General features: G+C 50.5%; 19 protein-coding genes. 9 read left to right on the plus strand and 10 right to left on the minus strand.

The annotated features are described in order from the left end of the window. Nucleotides 1–177: 177 nt before the first annotated feature. Together L0156_06220 and L0156_06225 are read left to right on the plus strand one after the other, a co-directional pair. Nucleotides 178–1,077 carry a GntR family transcriptional regulator gene (locus tag L0156_06220; protein MCI0602591.1) on the plus strand — a complete coding sequence of 300 codons (900 nt, stop codon included), beginning with the start codon at nt 178–180 and terminating at the stop codon, nt 1,075–1,077. 107 nt (nt 1,078–1,184) lie between these two features. Next, entirely contained in the window at nt 1,185–2,030 is an 846-nt protein-coding gene (locus L0156_06225) for an alpha/beta hydrolase (protein ID MCI0602592.1), read from the plus strand. Nucleotides 2,031–2,166: 136 nt separating this feature from the next. Here the strand turns inward: L0156_06225 and L0156_06230 are convergent, their stop codons facing one another. Beyond that, nucleotides 2,167–2,682 (minus strand): isoprenylcysteine carboxylmethyltransferase family protein, encoded by a 516-nt coding sequence (locus L0156_06230; GenBank protein MCI0602593.1) that lies wholly within the window; start codon nt 2,680–2,682, stop codon nt 2,167–2,169. A 137-nt stretch (nt 2,683–2,819) separates the two neighbouring features. Here L0156_06230 and L0156_06235 point away from each other — a divergent pair, with 137 nt between their 5' ends. Beyond that, entirely contained in the window at nt 2,820–3,878 is a 1,059-nt protein-coding gene (locus L0156_06235; protein MCI0602594.1) for an NAD(P)-dependent alcohol dehydrogenase, read from the plus strand. 14 nt (nt 3,879–3,892) lie between these two features. Further along, complete coding sequence (locus tag L0156_06240) at nt 3,893–4,933, plus strand: AraC family transcriptional regulator (GenBank protein MCI0602595.1); 1,041 nt, start codon at nt 3,893–3,895, stop codon at nt 4,931–4,933. Here the strand turns inward: L0156_06240 and L0156_06245 are convergent. After that, nucleotides 4,898–5,641: a class I SAM-dependent methyltransferase gene (locus tag L0156_06245; GenBank protein ID MCI0602596.1), complete on the minus strand. Its 744-nt coding sequence runs from the start codon at nt 5,639–5,641 to the stop codon at nt 4,898–4,900. The genes L0156_06240 and L0156_06245 overlap by 36 nt on opposite strands. A gap of 140 nt (nt 5,642–5,781) precedes the next feature. Here L0156_06245 and L0156_06250 point away from each other — a divergent pair, with 140 nt between their 5' ends. Then, a complete protein-coding gene (locus L0156_06250; GenBank protein MCI0602597.1) occupies nt 5,782–6,156 on the plus strand; it encodes a DUF2255 family protein in 375 nt (124 codons plus the stop codon). 23 nt (nt 6,157–6,179) lie between these two features. Here the strand turns inward: L0156_06250 and L0156_06255 are convergent, their stop codons facing one another. The 6 genes from L0156_06255 to L0156_06280 form a co-directional block, all read right to left on the minus strand. After that, complete coding sequence (locus L0156_06255; protein MCI0602598.1) at nt 6,180–6,596, minus strand: VOC family protein; 417 nt, start codon at nt 6,594–6,596, stop codon at nt 6,180–6,182. 48 nt (nt 6,597–6,644) lie between these two features. Continuing rightward, entirely contained in the window at nt 6,645–10,697 is a 4,053-nt protein-coding gene (locus L0156_06260; GenBank protein MCI0602599.1) for a S8 family serine peptidase, read from the minus strand. Nucleotides 10,698–10,778: 81 nt separating this feature from the next. Then, nucleotides 10,779–12,566, minus strand: a complete 1,788-nt coding sequence (locus L0156_06265) for a beta-lactamase family protein (GenBank protein ID MCI0602600.1) — start codon at nt 12,564–12,566, stop codon at nt 10,779–10,781. Between the two features lies 1 nt (nt 12,567). Further along, on the minus strand, nt 12,568–13,404 hold the full coding sequence (locus tag L0156_06270) for a hypothetical protein (GenBank protein MCI0602601.1): 837 nt from the start codon (nt 13,402–13,404) through the stop codon (nt 12,568–12,570). Between the two features lie 274 nt (nt 13,405–13,678). After that, nucleotides 13,679–13,864, minus strand: coding sequence for a hypothetical protein (locus L0156_06275; GenBank protein MCI0602602.1), 186 nt, complete (start codon nt 13,862–13,864; stop codon nt 13,679–13,681). Nucleotides 13,865–13,877: 13 nt separating this feature from the next. Next, entirely contained in the window at nt 13,878–14,444 is a 567-nt protein-coding gene (locus tag L0156_06280; GenBank protein ID MCI0602603.1) for a hypothetical protein, read from the minus strand. 83 nt (nt 14,445–14,527) lie between these two features. Here L0156_06280 and L0156_06285 point away from each other — a divergent pair, with 83 nt between their 5' ends. Beyond that, nucleotides 14,528–14,755 (plus strand): hypothetical protein, encoded by a 228-nt coding sequence (locus tag L0156_06285; protein MCI0602604.1) that lies wholly within the window; start codon nt 14,528–14,530, stop codon nt 14,753–14,755. Between the two features lie 62 nt (nt 14,756–14,817). On the opposite strand, the gene L0156_06290 is transcribed toward L0156_06285, so the two are convergent. After that, nucleotides 14,818–15,534: an SET domain-containing protein-lysine N-methyltransferase gene (locus L0156_06290; GenBank protein MCI0602605.1), complete on the minus strand. Its 717-nt coding sequence runs from the start codon at nt 15,532–15,534 to the stop codon at nt 14,818–14,820. Nucleotides 15,535–15,627: 93 nt separating this feature from the next. Here L0156_06290 and L0156_06295 point away from each other — a divergent pair, with 93 nt between their 5' ends. Further along, nucleotides 15,628–16,395 (plus strand): enoyl-CoA hydratase/isomerase family protein, encoded by a 768-nt coding sequence (locus tag L0156_06295; protein MCI0602606.1) that lies wholly within the window; start codon nt 15,628–15,630, stop codon nt 16,393–16,395. Nucleotides 16,396–16,440: 45 nt separating this feature from the next. On the opposite strand, the gene L0156_06300 is transcribed toward L0156_06295, so the two are convergent. Beyond that, the gene (locus tag L0156_06300) at nt 16,441–19,149 is read right to left on the minus strand and encodes a hypothetical protein (protein MCI0602607.1); all 2,709 of its coding nucleotides are present in this window, start codon (nt 19,147–19,149) and stop codon (nt 16,441–16,443) included. Between the two features lie 204 nt (nt 19,150–19,353). Here L0156_06300 and L0156_06305 point away from each other — a divergent pair, with 204 nt between their 5' ends. Next, nucleotides 19,354–21,027, plus strand: a complete 1,674-nt coding sequence (locus tag L0156_06305) for an FAD-dependent oxidoreductase (protein ID MCI0602608.1) — start codon at nt 19,354–19,356, stop codon at nt 21,025–21,027. Nucleotides 21,028–21,030: 3 nt separating this feature from the next. Continuing rightward, nucleotides 21,031–22,437: an ATP-binding protein gene (locus L0156_06310; GenBank protein ID MCI0602609.1), complete on the plus strand. Its 1,407-nt coding sequence runs from the start codon at nt 21,031–21,033 to the stop codon at nt 22,435–22,437. Nucleotides 22,438–22,475 lie beyond the last annotated feature (38 nt).

The following is a 22,475-nucleotide window of genomic DNA, read 5'->3' on the forward strand; positions in this document are numbered from 1 at the left end:
GCTTGTTGAAAAATCAGTTGGAGCGCGGACTTCCAGTCCGCAAAAACCTGATCGCTCGACGAGCATTTTGCGGGCAAGGATGCCCGCGCTCCAACTGGGACCGCCAGCACCTGGATTTTTCAACAAGCTCAGCCTGCGATCCACAAATTCCTATCTGATCGTGTTTTAATTGTTCAGATGAAGCTCTGGCTATCGAAGAGCAGTAAAGTTCCGCTCCACGAACAACTGACCACTCAGTTGGTGCTAGGAATTGTGAGCGCCGATCTTGCGCCTGGAGAACATCTGCCAAGCACCAATCAATTGGCGCGCCGATTTCAGATCCATCCGAATACGGTTCGCGCTGCGTACCGTCATCTGGTAAAGACGGGATGGCTCGAATGGCGAAGGGGAAGCGGATTCTATGTTTGTGATTTCAAGAAGGATGCGAAAGTAAGTCCGGGTCTTGAGCTGGATCATCTCATTTCAACTTTTTTCAGGCTGGCTCGTGACAAGGGGTATTCATTAGAAGAAATTCAGACCCGTATTGTGCGTTGGTTTTCCGTGCAACCACCGGATCACATCTTAGTGATTGAGCCGGAACCTGAACTGCGCGAAATTTTGACGATTGAAATCGGTAAGCAGAATATCAAACGCGTGGATGGAATCAGCTTAGAAGAATGTTCCAAGCCCGAAAAATTCCTGGGCGCATTTTGTGTGGCCTTGTACGACAGTGCCAAAGCCGTGAAGGCGGTATTGCCGGCTGGAATTTCCTGTTTATTTTTGCATTCGCGATCTATTTCAAAGAATCTGCAAAACCAGATCAAACCTGGACCGGATACACTCATTACCGTTGTATCCAGATGGCCAAGTTTTCTTACCTGGTCACATACCACATTGGTAGCCGTGGGAATTGATTCTGAATCAATTCTGCTTCGTGACGCGCGGAATAAAAGTTGGGAGCGGGGATTAACGCCACGTGATTTCATCATCACCGACAGTCTTCTGGCCGGCCGTTTCCCGAAAAATTTCAAGCCACATGTTTTTCCCATTATCTCGGATGAATCGCTGCAGGAACTCCGCACACAATTTCAGACTTGACTTTGCAATCTCCAAAGGATTCATTTCAATCGAGTTAGAAGAGCAAGAACGTTCAAGACGGTTCCGTAGCGCCATGCTAAGCTCCATGATGAAAACACAGCAAAGTCATGATTGTCGGCTTAATCATTCTGTTCGCGCTCTTGGCTCACGCTGCCTTTGCTGAGGATGCTCCTGTATTGTACGGCGACAATCCTGATGTGGGCCGTTATCTCCGCATGGGTGATGCGGAAATATACTACGAGGTTTACGGGCAGGGTGAGCCGCTGGTGCTGCTTCATGGTGGCCTTTTCGGATACATCGCAGAATTCAAACACATCATTCCAGATCTAAGTCGTGATCATCTGGTAATCGCAATCGCGACGCGTGGACATGGAAAATCACAACTTGGCACAGAGCCGCTTTCCTATGGACTCATTGCCAAAGATTTCGCCGCGGTCATTCGTGAGGTAGAAAAGCAACCGGTGAACGTGCTCGGCTTCAGTGATGGAGCAATCGCTGCTTATCATCTGGCGGCGACATATCCGGAGCTGGTCAAACGACTGATCGCAGTGGGCGGACCACTTGGATTGAATCAATTTACGGATGAAGGATTGACTGAACTCGATGGCTATGACACGCTGGAAGAGCTGGAAAAACTAGCCCCTGACTTTGTCACGAACCGCAACAAACTAATGCCGGACCAGTCCGTCTGGAACCGCTTTCTTGCAGAATTAGTGAAAATGTGGAAGCAGCGCGAATACATCTCAATAGAACAGGTGCGATCCATCCGATGTCCCGCGCTGATCGCCGGCGGTGATCGCGATCCATATGTGAATACAGAACACTTCGTTGAAATCTATCGTCTCCTGCCGCAAGGTCAATTAGCAATTGTTCCTGAGTCAGGACATACTGTCTTCCACTCGAAACCGGCTTTCATGATTCAACTCATCCGCGATTTCTTGGACCGGCAATAGTTCGACACCAAGAACGCCAACCGGCGGGTCCATCCAGTAGCCGGAGATTTTGAAACCCCACACATCCCGATAGTACTCCGCCGTGCGTACAACGTCCGGTACAGTGAATTGTGGAACAATACTTTGAAAACGAACGTCAGGCTGTGTCATCGCTTTTTTGGCTGAACGGGCGGAGAGTGAAGCCCCAACGCGGCACCTGGCCGCGATACGCACGATAGCTCTCTTCAAATCGCGATTCCAGTGTAGGCTCCTCATAAATGACCACGGCAATATGGAAGATGATAAACATGAGCAATGCATATTCCAGAAGGGCGATGCTCCAAAAAAGCAACGCTTCCCCCAGGAGAACTGTGAGAACCCCGTTATACATAGGGTTGCGCGTGAAGCGATACAGGCCGCGAACGACGAGGAGTTTCGGCGGATCGATCGGTGCGAGGGTTCCGCGGCCGACGGAAAAAAAATCCCACACGCAACGAAGCAGAACCGAAGCACCAAGCACAGTAAGGCAACCAGCCAGCACTGAGGCAGCTGAAAGGTCAGGCATGTGAAGTTGATTTGTGGCCCGGAGAATTCGCATCGGGATATACACTGTAACGGTGCCGGGTATGATGATAACAAAAAAGACTGAGCGCATCGCAAGAAATATTCTCATAATGTCGCAAACTCAGTAGACGTCTCTTAATAATGATAGCGCTTCTCTTGGCGCGTTTTGCGAGTACATTGGCGCAAATCGCTAGTGCTGAGCACAAATCGGAGTCCTAAGATTGGAAGATGAAGGAGGTTGAGATTATGTATACGATTCGAGCTTACGCAGCTCAAAACCAAAATACACCGCTTGTTCCCTTTTCAATTCCGCGCCGCGATCCCGGCGCAAAGGATGTGCAAATCGAAATTCTTTACTGTGGGGTTTGTCATTCTGATCTTCATCAGGTTCGAAACGAATGGCAAAGTTTTATAAGTACAACTTATCCCTGCGTTCCCGGCCATGAGATCGTCGGACGTGTGACAAAGGTTGGTGCTGACGTTCGAAAGTTTAAGCGGGGAGACCTTGCGGCAGTCGGTTGCATGGTGGATTCTTGTCGCGTATGTGGAAATTGCAGAGAAGGGCTTGAACAATACTGTGATAACGGTCCGGTGTTCACATACAACGGTGAAGATAAACATCTGGGTAAACCAACTTATGGCGGATATTCCGAAAGCATTGTTGTCGATGAAGCATTCGTTTTGCGTGTGCCGGACAAGTTAGACCTTGCCGCGGCCGCTCCTTTGCTTTGTGCGGGAATCACCACTTATTCTCCACTGCGTTACTGGAAGGTTCGTGAAGGCAAGAAAGTGGGCATAGTCGGACTCGGTGGACTTGGCCACATGGCGGTGAAATTCTCAGACGCACTCGGAGCGAACGTCGTTCTTTTCACCACCTCTCCCAACAAGAAAGCTGATGCGCTGCGGCTGGGGGCCGATGAAGTGGTTAATTCGAAAGAAACACGCGAGATGCAAAAACATGTGAACAGCTTCGACTTTATTCTGGATACGGTTTCTGCGCCGCATGATGTTAGCGCCTATCTGGAGCTTCTGAAGCGCGACGGAACAATGACGCTTGTCGGAGCGCCGGAAAAACCTCATTCAGTACCAGTCTTCAACCTGATTTTGAAACGCCGCCGGCTCGCTGGATCTGGTATTGGTGGAGTTCAGGAAACTCAGGAGATGCTGGATTTCTGTGCCGAACACGGAATCGTCTGTGATACCGAAATGATCCCGATCCAAAAAATCAATGAGGCTTATGATCGTCTTCAAAAAGGCGATGTGAAGTATCGTTTTGTCATCGACATGGCTTCCTTAAAAGCATAAACTTGAGCTCAATCATGGCGAAACAATTCAGAATCTCAACTCTTTTTCCTCAGCGACTGGAAGAGTTCGGGCTTACGCCGGCTGTAGTGTTGCGCCACGCGGGTTTGCCGATCGGTTTGTTCAGCCGGGAAAAAATTCTTCTAACGACTGATGAGCTTTTCGCGCTGTGGCGCGCGATTGGCGAGGTAAGCCGCGATCCTGCCATCGGACTCAAGCTGGGAAGCGAACAACGGATCGAACGATATGATCCGATTGGAATTGCCGCACTCTATACTCGCTCGTTTCGAGATGCCTTGCAGCGAATTGCTCGATACAAACAGCTGACCTGTCCGGAGGAAATATCGCTCGTGGAGAACGATCGTGAATCCGCCGTTCAGTTTAAGTGGCTGCGAGCAAAGGAAGCAGAGCCCACAGTACTTCTGGAATGCTGCTTTGCATGGATCGTCAGCATCGGCAGGCGAGGAACGGGACGCGCCCTCACGCCGGTTCGAGTTGAGTTTCAGCGACCACCCACAAACCGGGAAGTATTTCAGTCTTACTTTCAATGCCCTGTAAAGTTCAAAGCCGCCCGTAACGCCTTGATCTTCAAGCGGTCAGATATCGATCAGCCGTTTCTGACGCACAATGCCGAACTGCTCGCCATGCTGGCTCCACATTTCGATGCCGAGCTCAACTCACAACAGGCGAAACAATCCACGCGTGACAATGTGAAGGAGATCCTAAAACGATTGCTTGCCGGACAGAGACCCGGGATGGAGGAAGTCGCGCAACAATTGAACATGAGCCGGCGAAGTTTGCAGCGCCGGCTCACAGAAAACGGCGTCACCTTCCAAAAATTGCTGGAAGAGGCGCGTCGCGAACTGGCTCATCATTATTTGATTTACTCGTCTCTGGAGTTGGCGCAGACTGCCTATCTGCTGGGCTATGAGAATTCCAATTCATTTTTCCGCGCATTTCACAGCTGGGAAGGAACTTCTCCCGGCAAATGGCGGGCGATGCACATGAACCTTCCGGAGGCTTCAGGAGGATCCCAGAACGTAAATCACCCAGGGTGAAACTGTGGTTTCACTTACCCATGTATATGGCTCGGTCTCCTTCCCCAGGGGTCGATGGGAATTGATTACTTTCAAACCCGCTTGATCGTACACTTCACGGTATCCTTCATCGGTCCAAAAGATGTCTTCTACGGGTCGCCTGTCCTCAACGTCAAGCATTACGACGTGGACGCGATCGCCGCACCGCGCCTTTTTGTTTTCAGGAAAGTCTTTTGTTGAAAATGAAGTCCATTCATGAACATAGACTTCCGGGGAGGACACGAGGTTCACGATCCGTCCATCCGGTTTGAGCAGATCTTTTAGGGAACGAAATAGCTTGACCTTCTTTTCCAGGGAGGGAATATTGTCGAAGGGAAACGCAGATAAAATCAGGTCAAAGGTCCCAGCTTCTATAATGCCAACTTCACCGTCTGGGACAAGTCGATAATCTCCCTGAGGGTCCCGCTCGCGGGCCCGCGTCAGCATCGACTCCGAGATGTCAAGGCCGATCACATCGAAGCCCAGATGTTTCAAAAATCTAGTAGAACGACCCGCACCGCACCCGAAGTCGATTGCCTTTCTACCCTGCACGTGTTCCGCGATGATCTCAGGCAGATCCCGGAACGCCAGGTAGTATGTTGCCGGAAATTCAAGCGTCGCGTAGGCCGCTGAACGCTCCTGATCGTCGTAAACGTTGGAGAATTTCGCGTTCATCTGTGTCGCTATCATTTTAGTCAAGAAAACTCGACAAGTTCAAGAATGTGCCCGCACCAATCCGATCTTCTCCCCTATCCGGTCTCTCTCTAGTTTCTTTTTCCTTTTTTGTTTGCGGCCGAAGCCGCACTGCGGATATGGTATAAGAAATCATTGTGAATAAACGAATTTTTTCAAAGCCTGTTTTGGCGATGATTCACAACAGCAAAATCATGGGAGTTCGTTCGGGAACGCAGCACCGATTTACCGGAATCTGGGTCGTAGTCGTGAAGGAGAGAGTATTCGTTCGTTCCTGGGAAAATAAACCGACCGGCTGGCACCACGCGTTTCTAAAAGATTCAACTGGAGCGATTCAAGTTTCCGGTCGCGAGATTGCTGTTCGCGCGAAAAGGGTCCGAGGCAAACGATTGATGGAAGCGATCGAAGAGGCATACGCAGAAAAATACAATACGAAGGCATCGCTCAAATATGTTCGCGGTTTTCGTTTAGAACAGCGGCGGATGACTACTATGGAATTCGTGCCAGTTTAAACAGGTTGACTATCCCGATCAATTCATTTCGAACGGCCGCGGAAACGTTTCTTAACTGCGCGTTTCTTGATCTCCTGAGCAAAGTACCATTGATGACCTTCCGGGTCCTCCGCGCCGTATCGGCGATGACCATAGAATGTATCCTCAAGTTCATCAAGAATCTTTGCGCCTGCTTTTCTGGCGCGTTGAAAATGCTTCACTACATCGGGAACGTTGATGTAGAGGGTTTGCGTTGCTTGTCCAAGCCGCTTCGGATTCTGGTATTTTGAGCCGGGGTATCCCATCATAATCGAATCCTCCCCGAATTTCATCGCCGCGTGATTGACTTTGCCGTCTGCTCCTAACATCGGTCTGCCGAATTTTCGAAAACCAAAGGCCTTAGAGAGAAACTTTAAAGCGGTGCTGACATCTTGATAATACAGATACGGTGTAATGGCCATCGAAGTAGCCTCCTCGTTATCGATGCATGCTTTAATAGATATTGTACTTCAGTCGGCACGAACAGTCCGCGCCACGCTGATATTCAACGAAGTGCCCGGCAACAATGTATTGACCACTTGAAGCGTATACACACCGGACGCGCTCAACTGTGAATCGATCCCTGAGAAACTCAATCCAGAAATCAAAGCCTGCCCCGACGCAATCAAATTTCCCGCAGGATCCAGCAATTTTACGCCTAAAGGCATTGGTGAACCTTCTATCAGCACGGAAACTTCCTGATCCGCCGGCCCGATGTTAAAGGTGCGTGTGATCAAAGCGCCTTCGCTGCTGTTTGCGCTGCCGCTATCTGTTTCCGAACGGAACTGAACGGCTGAAGCATTTGCGCCTTCGCCATCACAACTGATTTGAAATCCATCCACATACACAGTTCCTGAAACGTGAACGATCCGAATTTCATGCGTGCCGTTTGCCAGATTCGAAAAACTTACGGAGTGACCGAAACTGATTTTCCCCGTTCCGGCATACGAAAGAGTCTGATTTTTCACTCCATCAATATAGATGTCCGCCGTTCCTCCGGAACTGGAGAGCGCATAGAAATACGTTATCCCTGTTCCTTCGAAGACCACTCGAGTGGCAGCACCTTTCTTGTTGCTGCCCACCCGAACGTGATAACCGCCATTCGAAGCAGCGGAGTCCGTCTTGAAATGCCATCCGCCTGTATACTCGACAGCCGCATGCGAATCATCAATTGCCGGTGGTGGGTCAATTTGTAGTGCAAGCTTTCCGAGATCGGATCGCGTCAATGCATCGATTGCCTGCACGCGCGCGACATAATCACCCGGCGCCGGATAGGAATGGCTAACGCTGTTTGTTGTTGTTTCGAAAAACGGTGTGCCATCGCCGAAGTCCCACCGGTATTTGGTAAATTCGGCTTGACGGCTTGAAGTTGCGTTCGCTGTAAATTGAACTGTCGTGCAAGTTGTAATGCCTGCCAGAGCAACAGAAACATCATCGTTGACGAAATCTAACAGCAGACCCAGAGCCTGCGGCGCTGTCAGGTCCCCAAGGTTCGAATTCAAACCTTCTAATCCGACATGAAGCAGCGCGGCGCTCCAGTTTACTTTAGGCGTTTCATTCTCCAACGTGAGATCGGGAGCAACACCCGTTGCAACACCTGATTCTTCGCGCAAAGCATCGATTCCATTTCTAGTTGTTGTTTGGTAGTTGCCCAAAACTCTTGCGTGCGGAGCGATGTTTTCAGCGTTATACAACTGGATGCATCCGTCATCTTTATCTGCTGCTTCCGCTTTGCGGCCCGCATCCGGAAAGATCTGATTGTTTGCGCCATCTCCACCGTTGTTTACACTCACATCACCCTCACGGCCAAAGAGTTCAAACTTGGTGATCAGCACATCGGCAGGAGTTGTGACTGCGTAGAAATCCGCATCGCTGGTAATGTTTGTACAGTTCGCAGGTTCCTTTTCAAAACCACGAATGAAGCCAGCCATCGATGTGAGGTTAAAGTCACTACCGGTATTTTGGTTATACAGGATCTGTGAGTTGAGGTCCTGACCAATCGCGATCAGTTTGCCGCCACCGGTCAAATAATCCTGCAGCGGAAAAGAGCCGCCCACGTGAGTAGTGGACCAGTTCGTGAAGTTGTCTCCCATATAAAGAATTGCGGTTCTATAGTTCTGCAATTGCACGAGCGTGACGCCCGGATTGCCATTGGCCGCTGTGGAAATTCCGCCATCAAAGAGGTCATAAGTAAGTCCGAGTGAGCTGAGCGCGCCTGTGTAGAAGGACCTGAAATCGCCGGCGCCACTTGCAGTCCGGTCCCAATCAATCAGCAGAACATCTTTGACCGCGCTTGCATCCTGAATCCTTACATAATAAGGAAGGCGATAACTCTTTCCATTTCCTGTAATTTCCACAAAACCTTCAAAGTCACCGGCAGGCGCTCCGGAAGTAGAAAGGTTGAGTGTGAACGAACCACCTGGACTGGAAAATGAAGAAGGCGCTGCCGTAACATTTACCGCAGAGTGGCCGATGACCGGAATGATGCTCACTGTATATTGCAAAAGAGGTTGTCCCTGCCCTCGCATATCTGTTGCAATGATGTTCGCGTTTCCGGATTGACCGGAGGAAAGCAGTCCAAAGCTGACACTGGATGGAGTGAAAGTGAGATCAGGATTTACAAGCCTCGCAGCATCGACGCGCCCTGCGCCCCGGTGCTTTGCAAGCGCAGGAATACTGAACGCGGTATCCAGGAACATCGCGGTATTCGCATCATTCATGATCGCGCTTTTCACCTGAGCGGGTGTCCATGTTGGATGAAGCGCTTTCACCAGAGCCGCAATACCGGTGATGTGAGGCGTTGACATTGACGTTCCGCTGAGCTGTTCGAAGAACGGAGGGGTTACTGTTCCTGCCGCATCTGTAATTGAAGAAAGAATGTTTGCGCCAGGTGCAGCAATATCCGGCTTGACAGTCATGATGGCAGAAGGACCGCGACTGCTGAAGCTGGAAACAGTGTCCGGCCACGCAGTCGTTAACCGCGCGACCGGACCTTTTATGGACGCATTAGGAGCTGCATTGGCGGCCGCCCACGTCACCATACCAAGTCCATCTGTTTTGCTGATCATCACTGATGGAATGACCGGAGGATTGAAGCCACCCATCACAGTGGGAGGATCGTCTGCGTTATTGTGAACAATCATCGCAACCGCGCCTGCCGCCATCACATTGTTCTTTTTCGCATCAAACGTGCATGTGCCGCGCGAAACCAGCGCGATTTTGCCGGTCATGCTTCCCGCCGGCAACGCGGCGCAAGCCTGACCCGCGCTGCCTGATGTGCCTCCCGGCGTCACGACATATTCCCCTGAAATTGTTGTGACGATCGGTGGAGCCGGAGCAGCTCCGGGAATGCCTACACGATCCTGCAATGAAGGAGGCGCGCCTGTTACGCTCACCGCATTCGAAAAAAGACGCGCATGAGTGCTGCTGGCAACGGTGATTATCCGCTCACTGTTTTTCCACGAACCGGTGATGTTGCTGTCGCCATTCGCGCCCGCATTTCCCGCAGAAGCACACACGATCACTCCAGCATCTGTTGCGCCTTCCAATGCAATTTTGACCGGATCATGAATAGAATCGGTGGTGAGCCATCGCGAATGTCCCAAACTGATATTCAAACTATCCGCCTCATCTTTGATCACATCTTCGATCGCGGCGATAAATTCAGCCGTGTCTCCATCGAGTCTGTAACTCATGATGTACGCGCCGGGCGCCATTCCTGAAAGATTCAGATTGAAAACTTCGGTGCCCGAATTGTATTGATAAATGCCTTCTACGCCAGCCATGATTCCCGCAACGTGCGTCGCGTGAAGAGAGCCTGGCCCAAATGGAGTGGCGGTTGTGTCGCCTGGCGGAGCATAAGTGCTAGCAACGATGACTTTGTTGCTGGCGAAGGTTGCCACCGGAAGAGGGGTTCTGACACCTCCGGCCACACGTTCGGCTCTTGGATAACCGGAGGGCGCCTGATATCCACTCGGATTGAAGAAAGGATGATTCGCGTTTGTGCCGCTGTCGATTAGAGCCACACGCTGACCAGCACCCGCGCCTAAAGGATCGGGTGGAAGCGCCGACCAGAGTCCGGAAATGCCAAGCAGGTTTCTGCTCTCATCTGTCTCAAATTCCAGCGGATAAGTTTCTGTAACCGCAACAACGCCTGGAAGTTTTCGGACCGCATTGATCTGGCTGCGAAATAATTTCAATGCAAAACCGTTGAAGCCGATCCGGTATCGCCAGTGAATTTCCAAACCTGGCGCAGCAATCACAATCTGCGGCTCCAGCGCCGCTTGCTTCTGAGCGAGATACGCCACATACGCCTGACACGCGGGAGCAAGAATATTCAGATGACCATCTGCAGTTCGGGCCTGCAACACTCCCTGCAATGTTGGAATCGTATCCTTGTACTGCGACAACGAAGGATCGGAAAGCTGAACGATCGCGCGAACCCGATCGTCCGCGGAAACAGCACACACAAAAAGTGTAATGAATAAGAAAGATGTTATGAGACGGTGAAATAAGGCCTTCATGGTTCCCTCCTGATTAAAGGATTTACCAGCAAGGGAAACGCGACAATGAGGGAAACACCCTAAAAGCGCGAGGAACTCACCTCATTCTTTCTGCAAACGGCGCGCGCGCGCAACGATCTGACCCTCTCGATCTCGCAAAGCAAGACCCATAGATCTTCCATCCTTCAGTTCAAATTCCAGATTCGTGCTCCCCTGAATGAACAAATGAAAATTCACGAACTTGTTAGTGGACTGCGGTCGGAAAGGAGGGACCATGGGTAAAGGAAAGTCCGGAAACCACATCAGCGATTCTGAAGGTCCCCAGACCCAGCGGTAATATTTTGTTCCATTCGCGAAGTTTAGAATGGAATAGGTTTCTGCATATAGACTTTTTTTGCTTTGAAAAATTGGCACTGTTCCTAGAACTTTATAGCGCTCCATCTTCCCAAAACGCTTCTGTGCCTCTTCCCATTCCGGTTTGAAGCGAGCCATTCCTTCTTTGCCCAGTAGTTCAGCCAAATGATCCAGTTTGCCCTGAAATAGTTCGCTCAAGATCTTTTCGCATTTCTTGGTGTTCTTTTCAAGAAGACTCAACAGATCTTTGCTTCCGGGCACAGGAAGCTCCAGCTTCGAATAAAATGATGCGTCCCAGTTGTCCGGAATCCCGGGAACAAAACGATTCACAGCGCGTTGGTCCTGTGGAGCTACCATTAACGAATCACCAACGACGGAAATCCTTACGGTGCCGTTATCATCAAACGAATATGTCCCTTCATAGTTCTTAAGATTAACTCGCTTATGGACGCTAATATCGGGAGGAAGTTTGTAGGGCTTACCTGATAAGATGAATTTAAAAATCGACGGACGAACAGCCGGCATCAAAGCCTCGCGCACCGGAAAATCCGCGATCGCAAGGTTCGTGAGGCCGATAACGACCAGCCCGCGATCAATATAACGACGATAAAATCCATTGAAGGAGTTTCCGTGTCCGCTATGCCAGATGATTCTGCCATCCTCTTTGTTGTCTTCCACCCACCAACCGTATCCATAATCAAAAAGGTCGGTTTTTACATGGGGTGAAAAGAATTTTTGCTTCGCTTCGTCTGACAGAATCTCCCCGGACTCCAGCGCTCTTTCCCACAAGAACAGATCGCATGGATTGCTTAGGACTCCGGAGTTCCCGAGCTCGGCGAAGCTCTCTCCATAAATCGTCAAGGTGCCGCCATATCCTTTTGCCAGGGGCGCGGATAATTTTTCGGGACGTGTTACGAAACTCGTGTATTTCATTCCCGCGGGATGGAAGAGCTCTTCAGTAACAAATTCTTCAAATTTTCTTCCTGACGCAATTTCAATGATTGCCGCGAGCAAAGCATAGCCATCGTTGGAGTAAATCATCTCTTCCTTTTCAAGCAGCGGTCTGGAAAGAATTGCGGCGGTGTATTCATTGCGTTTCAGCACTGGATGATTCGCATAATATTCGTAGTCGTCTTCGATCCGCCCGGTATGAGTCAACAAATTGTGAATTGTAATTCTGTCCCACACTTCCAGAGCATCGGGAAAGAAACGTCTCACCGCATCCTGTGTCTTCAGCTTTCCCGACATCTCTAGCTTTAGAACGGCCGCTGCGGTGAATTGCTTGGAGATGGATGCGATTTCAAAAAGTGTATCTGTCGTGACAACTTTTCCAAGTTCGCGATCGGCCAGACCGTAGCCTTTCTTCAATTGAACAATTCCACTCTTCGCAACGAGAACGCTCCCGGAAAATCCAAACGCTTGCAGTTTTGAGAGATATTCATCCAGATCGGCTCCAAGCCCCGGACGAACCGTGATGGAATCGGCCGCCTGTAATTGAACGGACAGCAAGAGCAACAAAACAAGAATGCGAAACATCTCAATCTTCGAATGAAATAGAGTCGGCGTACGGTAGTGCGCGAAAGCCCGGGGTGTTACGGAAAAAGAATGGCTCCATCTTTTCGAACAACTCTTGAATGCGCGCCTTTGTGCGCGCTTTCGGAGGAAGCGCCTGAATTGCTGTGAGTCCAATCTCACAACTCAATCCATTATGCTCGCGCGCCGCAAGAAAACTGTTCCTGCTCCAAATCGCGCTGCGTACCTTGTCAGACTCCTTTGAAAAAAGCGAGGAAAGAAATTCTTTACCGTCCGTAACGGTGTTCAAAATTTCGCCGGGCCAGCTCTGAATCAGGCCCGATCCATGAAGCTGAACAACCTTTAAGGAGCAATCGATTTCTGCATCTTCATAGATTTTGACTGCAACTTTCACGCCCCGCTTGTGCGCTCTTTTAATGTCGGGAGTAAGCATCTTCAAAGGACCGGGGAAAAGATCCAGGAGGGCGACGTTTTTGCACTTTTTTAACAGCACAAGCGATCTTTCAATGACCTCATCCCGCGATGGAATCTGGTATACGCGATCGTCCAGGGCGGCTCTGGGCAGCTCGCGTAAACTTTTCTGAACCTTTCTGACCTGTTCTGTGAAGGAGCGATTGATCTGCGAAAGAAATTCCTGGGGTCGGACGGCCCTGCACATACGAATCTTTCCATCATCGATGAGTATGCCCCCCCTGTTCGATAGTGATTCTATTGCGCGGTACGTTTGAGCTGCCGGACGACCGATCGCCTGCGCAATCCGGTATCCGGTGGCAGGAGATTCGCCAAGAAGAAACAGGTAGACCTCGGATTCAGCAGGGGTGAATCCAAGTTCGGTCAGCATAAGGGACTATATTATTATCAATTGATAATAATATCAAGCAATCATCTTAAAGTAAAATGATTCTGGTATGATCGATCTCGCACGCTCCGATTGAACCGGAGTCCGGAGCCGGCTGGAAATCGAAGAAAATGCCAACTAGTTTTGGAGTGGGAGTTGATTACTCGCTTGTTCGGGCTCAAGTAGCTCGGGCGTCTCGCCCGAGCCCGGCGGGGACGTCCGCGCTACTTTTAATCACAACGATTGGCTTCACGGAGGTCTTGCCGTTCGTGCTCCGTTAGCTTCCCAGCGTCAGGCCCCACACGGCGAAGTTTGTTTCAATGTCTGTGATGATCAAAGTGTTGGTACGCGGGTCAACGATTGTGCTTCCCCTTTTCGTGAGGAACGGTTTTATGATCCGCTCCATCTCCGTTGCTTTCGCATAGCTCAGCCGGATTAATTTTGTTACCAGCGGTGAATTCAACTTTCGTTCTTCTTCAATTTTTCTGCGAGCAATTTCTTCCTGTTCGATTTTGGAATAGGGAGCGATTCGTATGACATTCCCTTCGACTGTGTAGCCAAGCCCTTGATTCCTGGTGATCAAAATCGAGCGCTTGATCCCAGGGAACCTCGGTTAATTTCAAAGTAACTGTTCCTTTTACCGCGGGATCCAGAATCACATTCAGGCCGCTAATGTCCGCAATGAAACGGAACAGATCTTTGATGTCAATGTCTTTGAAATCAAAAGAGAATGGTTCGCCGGTCCATTGAGTGGTGTTGTTGTTCCGGTTGCTGATTTCTTTCTTTTGAAAAGTGGCGTCCGGCAAAAATGCTTTGGCAACCCGTTGTTCTTCTTCGTTCCTGATTCGAATCGTTGTTTGATTCCAATCGATTTGGTTCGCCCGGAACTTCATAGTCACGCCTTCAAAGTCTTTGATAATTGTTTCGTTTGGCGTTTGTTGAATGAGTTCGCCTGAAAAGCTCCTGCCGTCACTTCTTACGACAGTGTACGAAAATGCAACAGCGGGAACGATCAAAATGAGAAGGAAAATCCGGTGCAACATACGCACCTCCTTTGCACTAATTTTATCACTATCCGCAATAGGACCTTCACCATTCAAAACTTATATTTAATACGTGGTCGAAGATTGTGATTCCGATCCGGGTAGAATGTTATTCAGGTTACAAAAGCGAGGAGCGTCCGCTTCGGTTTACTCTGGGTGAACGGACCTTTGAAATCGTAGATATTGATGATCGCTGGTATTCGCCCGACGCCATCTACTTTCGCGTTAAGGCTGACGATGGAAATATCTATCTGCTTCGTCACGATGAAATCCAAGACTTTTGGAGCCTCGAAGCGTTTCGGTATCGATGATCGCCAGACAGGCCATACAATTTTTAAAATATGGGCCGGCGGGCCGTCGAGGCAAATCGAAGTTACGAAGGCAAGTGAAGTCTCGCCCTAAGCCTGGGTTTGAGGCTATTCAAGAAATAGGCACGCATTCGTTTGAACAGCCGATAGGAGCCCGTGTAATCGTAGACAATTTCGGTAGAGGCGGGAATATCTTTTATTGCCCTTACGATGATGTGAAGGATGTTATCAAACAGAACGCCCATGGATTCGCTATTCGGAGATTCGCTGTGGTTTGCGTAGCGAATCTCGTTTCCCTGGTTCAGCGCATCGATAACATGTTTTCTATAACTGAATGCTGAAGTTGGGTACCCAAAACAGTATTCATTGATGTTTCCGAAAATCAGATTTAATTTCCTGACCAGGCCGGTATATTCACCGATATACTCCCAGGCCGCGATGTCTTTTTCAGCAAAGAGTCCATACCCAATCGTTTCATCAATCCACCGGATGGAAACATCAGCGATATAGTGGCTCTCTATTTCTTTGGCATGTAGAGCCCCAAGCCAACGGCTATCTGTTCCAATGGAACCGGTCTCAAGGGCGTGAGAGCACTGCATTCTAATGCGCTCTGCCACTTTTTCATCCTGAAATTCGAGTTCCCAAAGATAGACAATTCCGGTGGCAGCCATGAATTGCTCTATGGTATAAACTTTGATCTCATTTTCTCCACGGCCTGCGAATTTTATGAAATGGGAGTCACTTTGTTTTTTTCGGGAAGTCTCGGGAGTGAATTGAGTCATCACATCGGCTCTCCATAACTGATACACGGGAACCGGCTTTTTCTCAAGTGGCCCGCTGTAACGGGATATGCGTTGCGTGATTTTTCTTTCTATATGATCATTTCAAATATGATCCACAGCGAAGATCGCGGCGCCGTAAGAGTTCTTCGGATGGAACATGGGAAGGTGCAAGCCTTCGATCTGGAATTGCTTTCCGATTTGATCGAAGCATTCCAGCAAGCGGAAACATCCTCCACAAAAGCCCTTGTCTTGACCGGAACGGGAAAAACCTTTTCGGCCGGAGTCGATCTATTCCGTGTATTGGAAGGAGGTCGTCTTTATCTGGAAACATTCTTGCCGAAATTGGATGAAATGCTGGAACGCGTTTTTCTATTCCCAAAGCCAGTCGTCTGCGCGATCAACGGACATGCCATTGCCGGCGGCTGTGTGCTTTCTTCCGCATGCGATTACAGAATGATGAGCAGCGAAGGGGGGCAGATTGGTGTTCCAGAATTGTTAGTTGGACTCCCTTTTCCATTGCTGCCCTTTGAGATTGTGCGCTTCAGCATGGCTCCGCAACATGTGCAACGCGTGATCTACACCGGAAAGACGTATTCACCGATAGAAGCACTTCAGGTTGGATTACTGGATGAAGTCACCGGATCGGAATCTCTGCTGCAGAATGCCTGCGAAGTTGCTGCACAATTCGGCGCCATTCCCTCTGTCTCCTTCCGCATTGTGAAAGAGCAACTGCGCAAACCGGTTCTGGATGGTGTGGCGCAATACTCAAATGACGCTCGGCTACTGGAGGGCTGGAGCAATCCCGAGATACACGGGGTTATCCGGCAATACTTGAATCGAACGATCAAAAACAAAACATAACAATTCGATTGTTAAGGGCAGGTCCGGAGACCCGCCCCAAGCAAATCATTTCTTCACTGTACGCGCGATGCTGATGCGGATGGCTCCGGAGCCGCCAAGAGTATCAATCGCTTGCACGGTGTACAGGCCAGCTATTGAAGGTGCAGCATCAAGACCGGAGAAAGTGGTTCCCTGAATGAGTGCGTCACCGGATCCGGCCAATGCGCCTGCGGGATTGAGAATTTTCACGCTAAGAGGTTTCACACTGCCTTCAACTACGACTGAAATTTCCTCAGTCATTGTATCGGCAAGAACTGTTGCGGTGGTCAATCCGCCGGGCAGTCCGCTCAATACGGCGGAAGTCGTCTGAGTTACAGAAGTCGTAAGGGGAGCGGATGCATCGGCGCTTGCCTGTTGGCTGCCTGGATCGATTTCGAAACCATCGATGTAAGCAACGCCGGTTTTGTATTTGATCAACAGCTCATGCTCACCATCACCGAGTCCATCGAACTTCACGGATGCGCCGAAGGTTGGCGTCTGTGTGGACCCGGCATAGGAAACAGTCTGGACAAGAGTTCCATCGATCAACACATCAGCGGTTCCGCCATTGCTGGATGTGGCGTAAAAATAAGTGATTTCATCTCCCTCAAACACAAGCCGCGCGGTCGGGTTTGTGTTCACGCCTTTGTTGGATCCAACACGGCGATGATAGATGCCGCTCGATGCGTTCGGATCATCATCGATGATGTGCCAGCCGTGACGATATTCGATGGCCGGATCATTGTCTTCAATGCGAATTGGTTGTGCGCGCAACACAGGTCCGGCGATTTGACGAATCACAATTCCATCAGCACGAGTTGCCGCAGCAGTTCCCTGTTCGCAATCCAAGCGACAGGTATCGACGCCCGCCGCCCAAAAGCCTTGCGCGAAATCGGGAGCATCTGCCGGCGGTACTTGAACGTCCAGGAAATCGAACATGCCCGCGCAACGTCCCGGCCCGCAATTACCCCGGTGAATCGGTTCGGCCGGATGATTTGCCGTTGTAAACACGAAAAGCGGATCTGCATCCAGCGCGTTTGTCGAAACAATTTGATACAGGTTCCACGGACGATTGGCATCCGCGCGATCCGCAACTGTTGTTCCGGGAAAATGAATTACGATTCTTCCTTCATCACCAGCATCAATGGTTGGGAAATTCACTTCCTGCACTCCTGGTGGTCCGATCATCAATGGATCGCTCCAGGTGCGGCCGTGATCCTTTGAAATCGCAAGATAAGGAAGCCGGTCATTTTCATCCCACCACGTCATATATAGATTGTCCGCAGCATCGATTGCTGTGGTGTTTTCATGCTCCGTTCCCGGCAAAGGAACGTCTTTGCTAACGAAAACACGTTGCCACGTCATTGCTCCATCTTCGGAGATGGAAATGCTAGGCCGGCCACAACGTCCCGCTGGAAGAAAAGCTCGTCCATTACTATCAGTGCGCAAGTGCGCGGTGAGGCCACCGCATAAACCGGGAACACCTTCGTGCGGTCCGGGTCCATCCAGATTGTCCGGTTCAACACCTGTATACGGGAAGCCTGCCTTGGTGAAAGTCAAACCGCCGTCAAAACTGCGCAAGCAGTTCGTAGTGATTACGGTGTTATAACAGACGTACACGACGTTCGGATATAACAGCATCAAAGGATCAACACCTCCAGCAGGCGGTCCGGTAAAAATTGTTTGATGATCCGTGACGGCCGGAGTGATGTCACAAACGATTGGATTGCGACTCCAGCTCGCGCCTTTGTCATCGGAGAAAAGCAACCACATACAATCCGCATCATATGTGTCCAGACTGAATACGCGACCAGTTTCAGTATCAACGTACACCATTGGATCGCCGTTCACTGGTGGTTCGCTCTTAAGAGGCGGCGGCAAGTCCGGTGAAACCCGCTCCCAACTCTTGCCACCATCACGGGAACGCATGACCAAAGTTCGCGGCAACACGAGTGCAACGCTATCAAATGAGGCCGCAGCATAGAACGCGGTGCCGTCCTTCGTTACTCCCAGTGTCGGCTCGGCCGCTTCGCGCCCAATATGATAAATCGCCGATTGCAAAGCCGGGCCGCTATACGGAACAGAAACATTTGGATTGCCATCGAAATCCGGCGTTACACCGCGCGGTACCCACGTGCCATGGTAAGCAGCCGGTGTGCTGGTCGGAACTGTAGCTTGAGGGGGCCTGAACGATGGATTGATGCGCGCCGGAAACGTTGACAGTGTGCCGTTCGGTGGATCCTGATCGGAGATGCGCTCGATCAAAAGTTCCCCATCGGCAAGTTTGATGTTTGCTGCTGGTATCGGGGCAGTTATGGCCGTTGGGTTCTCGGTGTTGGAAAGAAAAATCACGGCGATTGCTCCTGCAGCAGCTCCGTTGTTTGCAATTTGTGCGAAAAGCGCGGGCACGGGAGATGCTTCGGTGATTTTCACCAGCGCGATGCGTCCAGTCGCAGAGGCGGGCCAATCGGCCAGCGTTTTTCCATTGCGAACAAACACCGTGTACTGCGCCATAGAGCCCGGATGCGGATCCGGCGTTCCGTTCATGGGAAAGAGTCCGAGATTTTGCGGTTTGCCGGCTGCTGCGGTAAATCCGTTTGCCGGAATGACTGCGCCGGTTGCGTTACGATCGACAGTTGAAGGATCAAGCACATCAACCGACCATCGTTGCGCAAATGCCGGCGTTGCAACAATCGCGATGAACAATAAAAGTAAAAAACAATTCTTCGGTTTCATAAGCTCCTCTCCGGGGACTTCGATACATTCACTATGCTTCCCGCGCGGGGCAGGCATCAATGAGGGAAACACCCTAAAATTGAGTGTGAAAGTACCCCGAAGTAACGCGGACGTCCCGTCTGCGCATCTAAACGCAGGCGAGACGCCCGCGCTACTTTGTTTACATTTGCATGACTTACTAAGAAAACTTACAATTCACGTTCGATGGCGAAACCGACTCTGTTAACAGTGGATGATGATCCCGAGGTCTTGCGCTCGGTAGAAAGAGACTTGAAGCGGCACTACAGCGCGGACTTTCGCGTTCTGCGCGCCGAATCAGGCTCCGCGGCGTTGGAAATTTTGAAGCGGGTCAAAGAACGAAACGACACTGTGGCGCTCTTTCTTGTGGATCAAAGGATGCCACAAATGGACGGCGTCAGCTTTCTGGCGGAAGCCGTCAAAATTTTCCCGGATGCCAAACGCGCACTGCTCACCGCTTATGCGGACACGGATGCCGCCATTGCAGCGATCAACCGTGTTCACATTCATCAGTATCTTCTGAAACCGTGGGATCCGCCGGAAGAGAACTTTTATCCGATACTGGATGACTTGATCGAAGATTGGCACGCAAATTACAGACCGCCCTTTCAAGGGATTCGCGTTTTAGGGAATCGCTGGTCACCGCATTCCCACACCGTGAAATATTTTCTTGCCCGCTACAATTTGCCTTATCGCTGGCTCGACATTGAAACAAAAGATCGCGACACCGAAGTGCGAAGTCTAGTCGATGTGCTGGATGAGATAGAATTGCAGAAGCTTCCGCTTGTTCTTTTTCCTGATGGTTCGAAACTCTGTGCGCCATCTCCAGGTGAAATTGCAGACCGGATAGGATTACTGACACGTGCTGAGACCGATTTTTACGATCTGGTGATTATTGGTGGTGGACCTTCCGGTCTGGCTGCGGCTGTGTATGGAGCATCAGAAGGACTCCGCACGGTGATGATTGAACGGGAAGCTCCGGGTGGCCAGGCCGCGCTGAGCTCGCGCATAGAAAATTATCTCGGATTTCCCGCGGGACTAACGGGCGCAGATCTAACGCGCCGGGCCGTCATGCAGGCGCGCCGTTTTGGAGTCGAAATTCTTGCCCCAATGGAAGCCTCACGGGTGCGGGTCGAAGGTCCATACAAAATCGTTGAACTCGCTAACGGAACTGAAGTTCGATGTCATGTGATTTTGATAGCGACCGGTGTGCGATGGCGAAAATTGGATGTGCCCGGCATGGACCGCCTCAGCGGAGCGGGAATTTATTACGGCGCAGCGATGACCGAAGCAATTGAGTGCCGCGGCCAAACGGTCTATCTGGTGGGAGGAGCCAATTCAGCAGGTCAGGCTGCGGTCCACTTTGCGGGATTTGCCGAGCGCGTCGTGATGCTGGTTCGCGGAGATACATTGAAAAACAGCATGTCGCAATATTTGATCGATCGAATCCGAGAGACTCCGAATATTTCCGTCGAATACAATTCGCGCGTCGTTGAAGTCCATGGAACTGACCATCTGGAGGCAATCTCCATTCATTGCACAACAAGCGGACAAACGGAAACCGTTCCCGCCAACTATCTCTTCATATTTATAGGAGCGACACCTCACGCGCATTGTGTTGAGGGAATCGTTGAAAGCGACGAACGCGGATTCATTCTGTCCGGCCCCGATTTGCTACGCGATGGCCAGCGTCCGAAAGGATGGCAACTGGACCGCGATCCCGTTTTGCTCGAAACGAGCGTCCCGGGAATTTTTGTGGTGGGAGATGTCCGGCACGGTTCCGTAAAACGTGTCGCCTCCGGAGTCGGTGAAGGATCGATCGCAATACAATTGATCCATCAATATCTCAGCAAGGTTTAAAAGATGTCAGATACGAATCGAATTTTGGAAGAACTTCAAATGGTTCCTGCGATTGCAGATCTTCCTGAAGATCAACTGATCTGGCTCGCGAGAAATCTAAAAGAAGTAACTTTTGCTGCCGGTGAAATTGTCGCTCAGGAAGGTGGACCTGCTGACACGTTCAGTATTTTGCTGGGAGGAGAATTCCACTTTCGCCGGGAGTCTGACTCACAGGATACACGCGTTTACATTTCAAAACCCGGCGACATCGTGGGGAAACTTCCCTATTCCCGGCTGACGCAATGGCCCGGAACTTTTCGCGCCCTCACGCCAGGAAGACTGCTTTCGGGAAGCACGGATCTGTTTCCCGAAATGACGCGTGTTGCGCCCCAGCTAGTGCAGCGCCTGGTCAGCATCATGAGTGACCGCATTCGGTCAACAACAAAAGAGGACCAGCAAAGAGATCGAATGGCCGCTCTAGGAAAACTATCCGCCGGGCTGGCTCATGAGTTGAACAATCCTGCCGCCTCTGCAAAACGCGCGGCTCTCGCTCTCAGCGAAGCGCAAGATGCTTTGCGTGATGCAACCTCCCGTCTCGACAACCGCGAACTGACGCCCGAACAGCGAAAGGCGATTTCCCATTTCGAACGCCAGGCACTGCAGCACATACAAGCTCCCGTTCTTCTGGATTCGCTCACTCAAAGCGAGCAGGAAGAGGAAATCACGTCCTGGCTGAAGAAAAATGCCGTTAGAGAGCCCTGGAAACTGGCTCCGGTTCTGGCGGAAGCCACTCTTGATATTCCCTGGCTCGAAGCGCTCCATCAAAAAGTAGGACAGGAAGCGTTAACGGATGGGCTCTCACGAATTGTTTCGCAGGTGCTCGCAAAAAAACTGACGAAAGAAATTGAATCCAGCACCGGACGCATTTCGGAACTGGTGAAAGCAATTAAAGAATATTCCTACATGGACCAGGCGCCGATTCAAGAAATCGACGTGCATCATGGGATCGATAACACACTCGTTATGCTGCGATACAAGTTAAAGCATGGAATCGAAGTCGAGCGAATCTTTGATCCGAACCTTCCTCGTATTTGCGCCTACGGAAGTGAACTCAATCAGGTTTGGACGAATTTGATCGACAACGCGGCAGATGCAATGAAACAGGGAGGGAAGCTCACAATCCGAACCCTGCTAGATAGCGATTGTGTGCTGATCGATATCGCCGATACCGGCGCCGGAATCCCTGATGAGATTCAACACAAGATTTTCGAACCGTTTTTCACCACAAAAAAAATGGGAGAAGGAATGGGACTCGGCCTGGATAGCGTTTGGAGAATCGTTCAAAAACATCACGGCAGCATTCGGGTAGAATCCAGACCGGGCGATACGCGTTTCCAGATCCGCCTTCCGTTAAAACAACCCACGACTTAGTGTCCCTTCCCATAAATATGATGACATATGGCGCGGAC

The organism is bacterium (assembly GCA_022616075.1).
In the GTDB taxonomy this organism is placed as follows: domain Bacteria; phylum Acidobacteriota; class HRBIN11; order JAKEFK01; family JAKEFK01; genus JAKEFK01.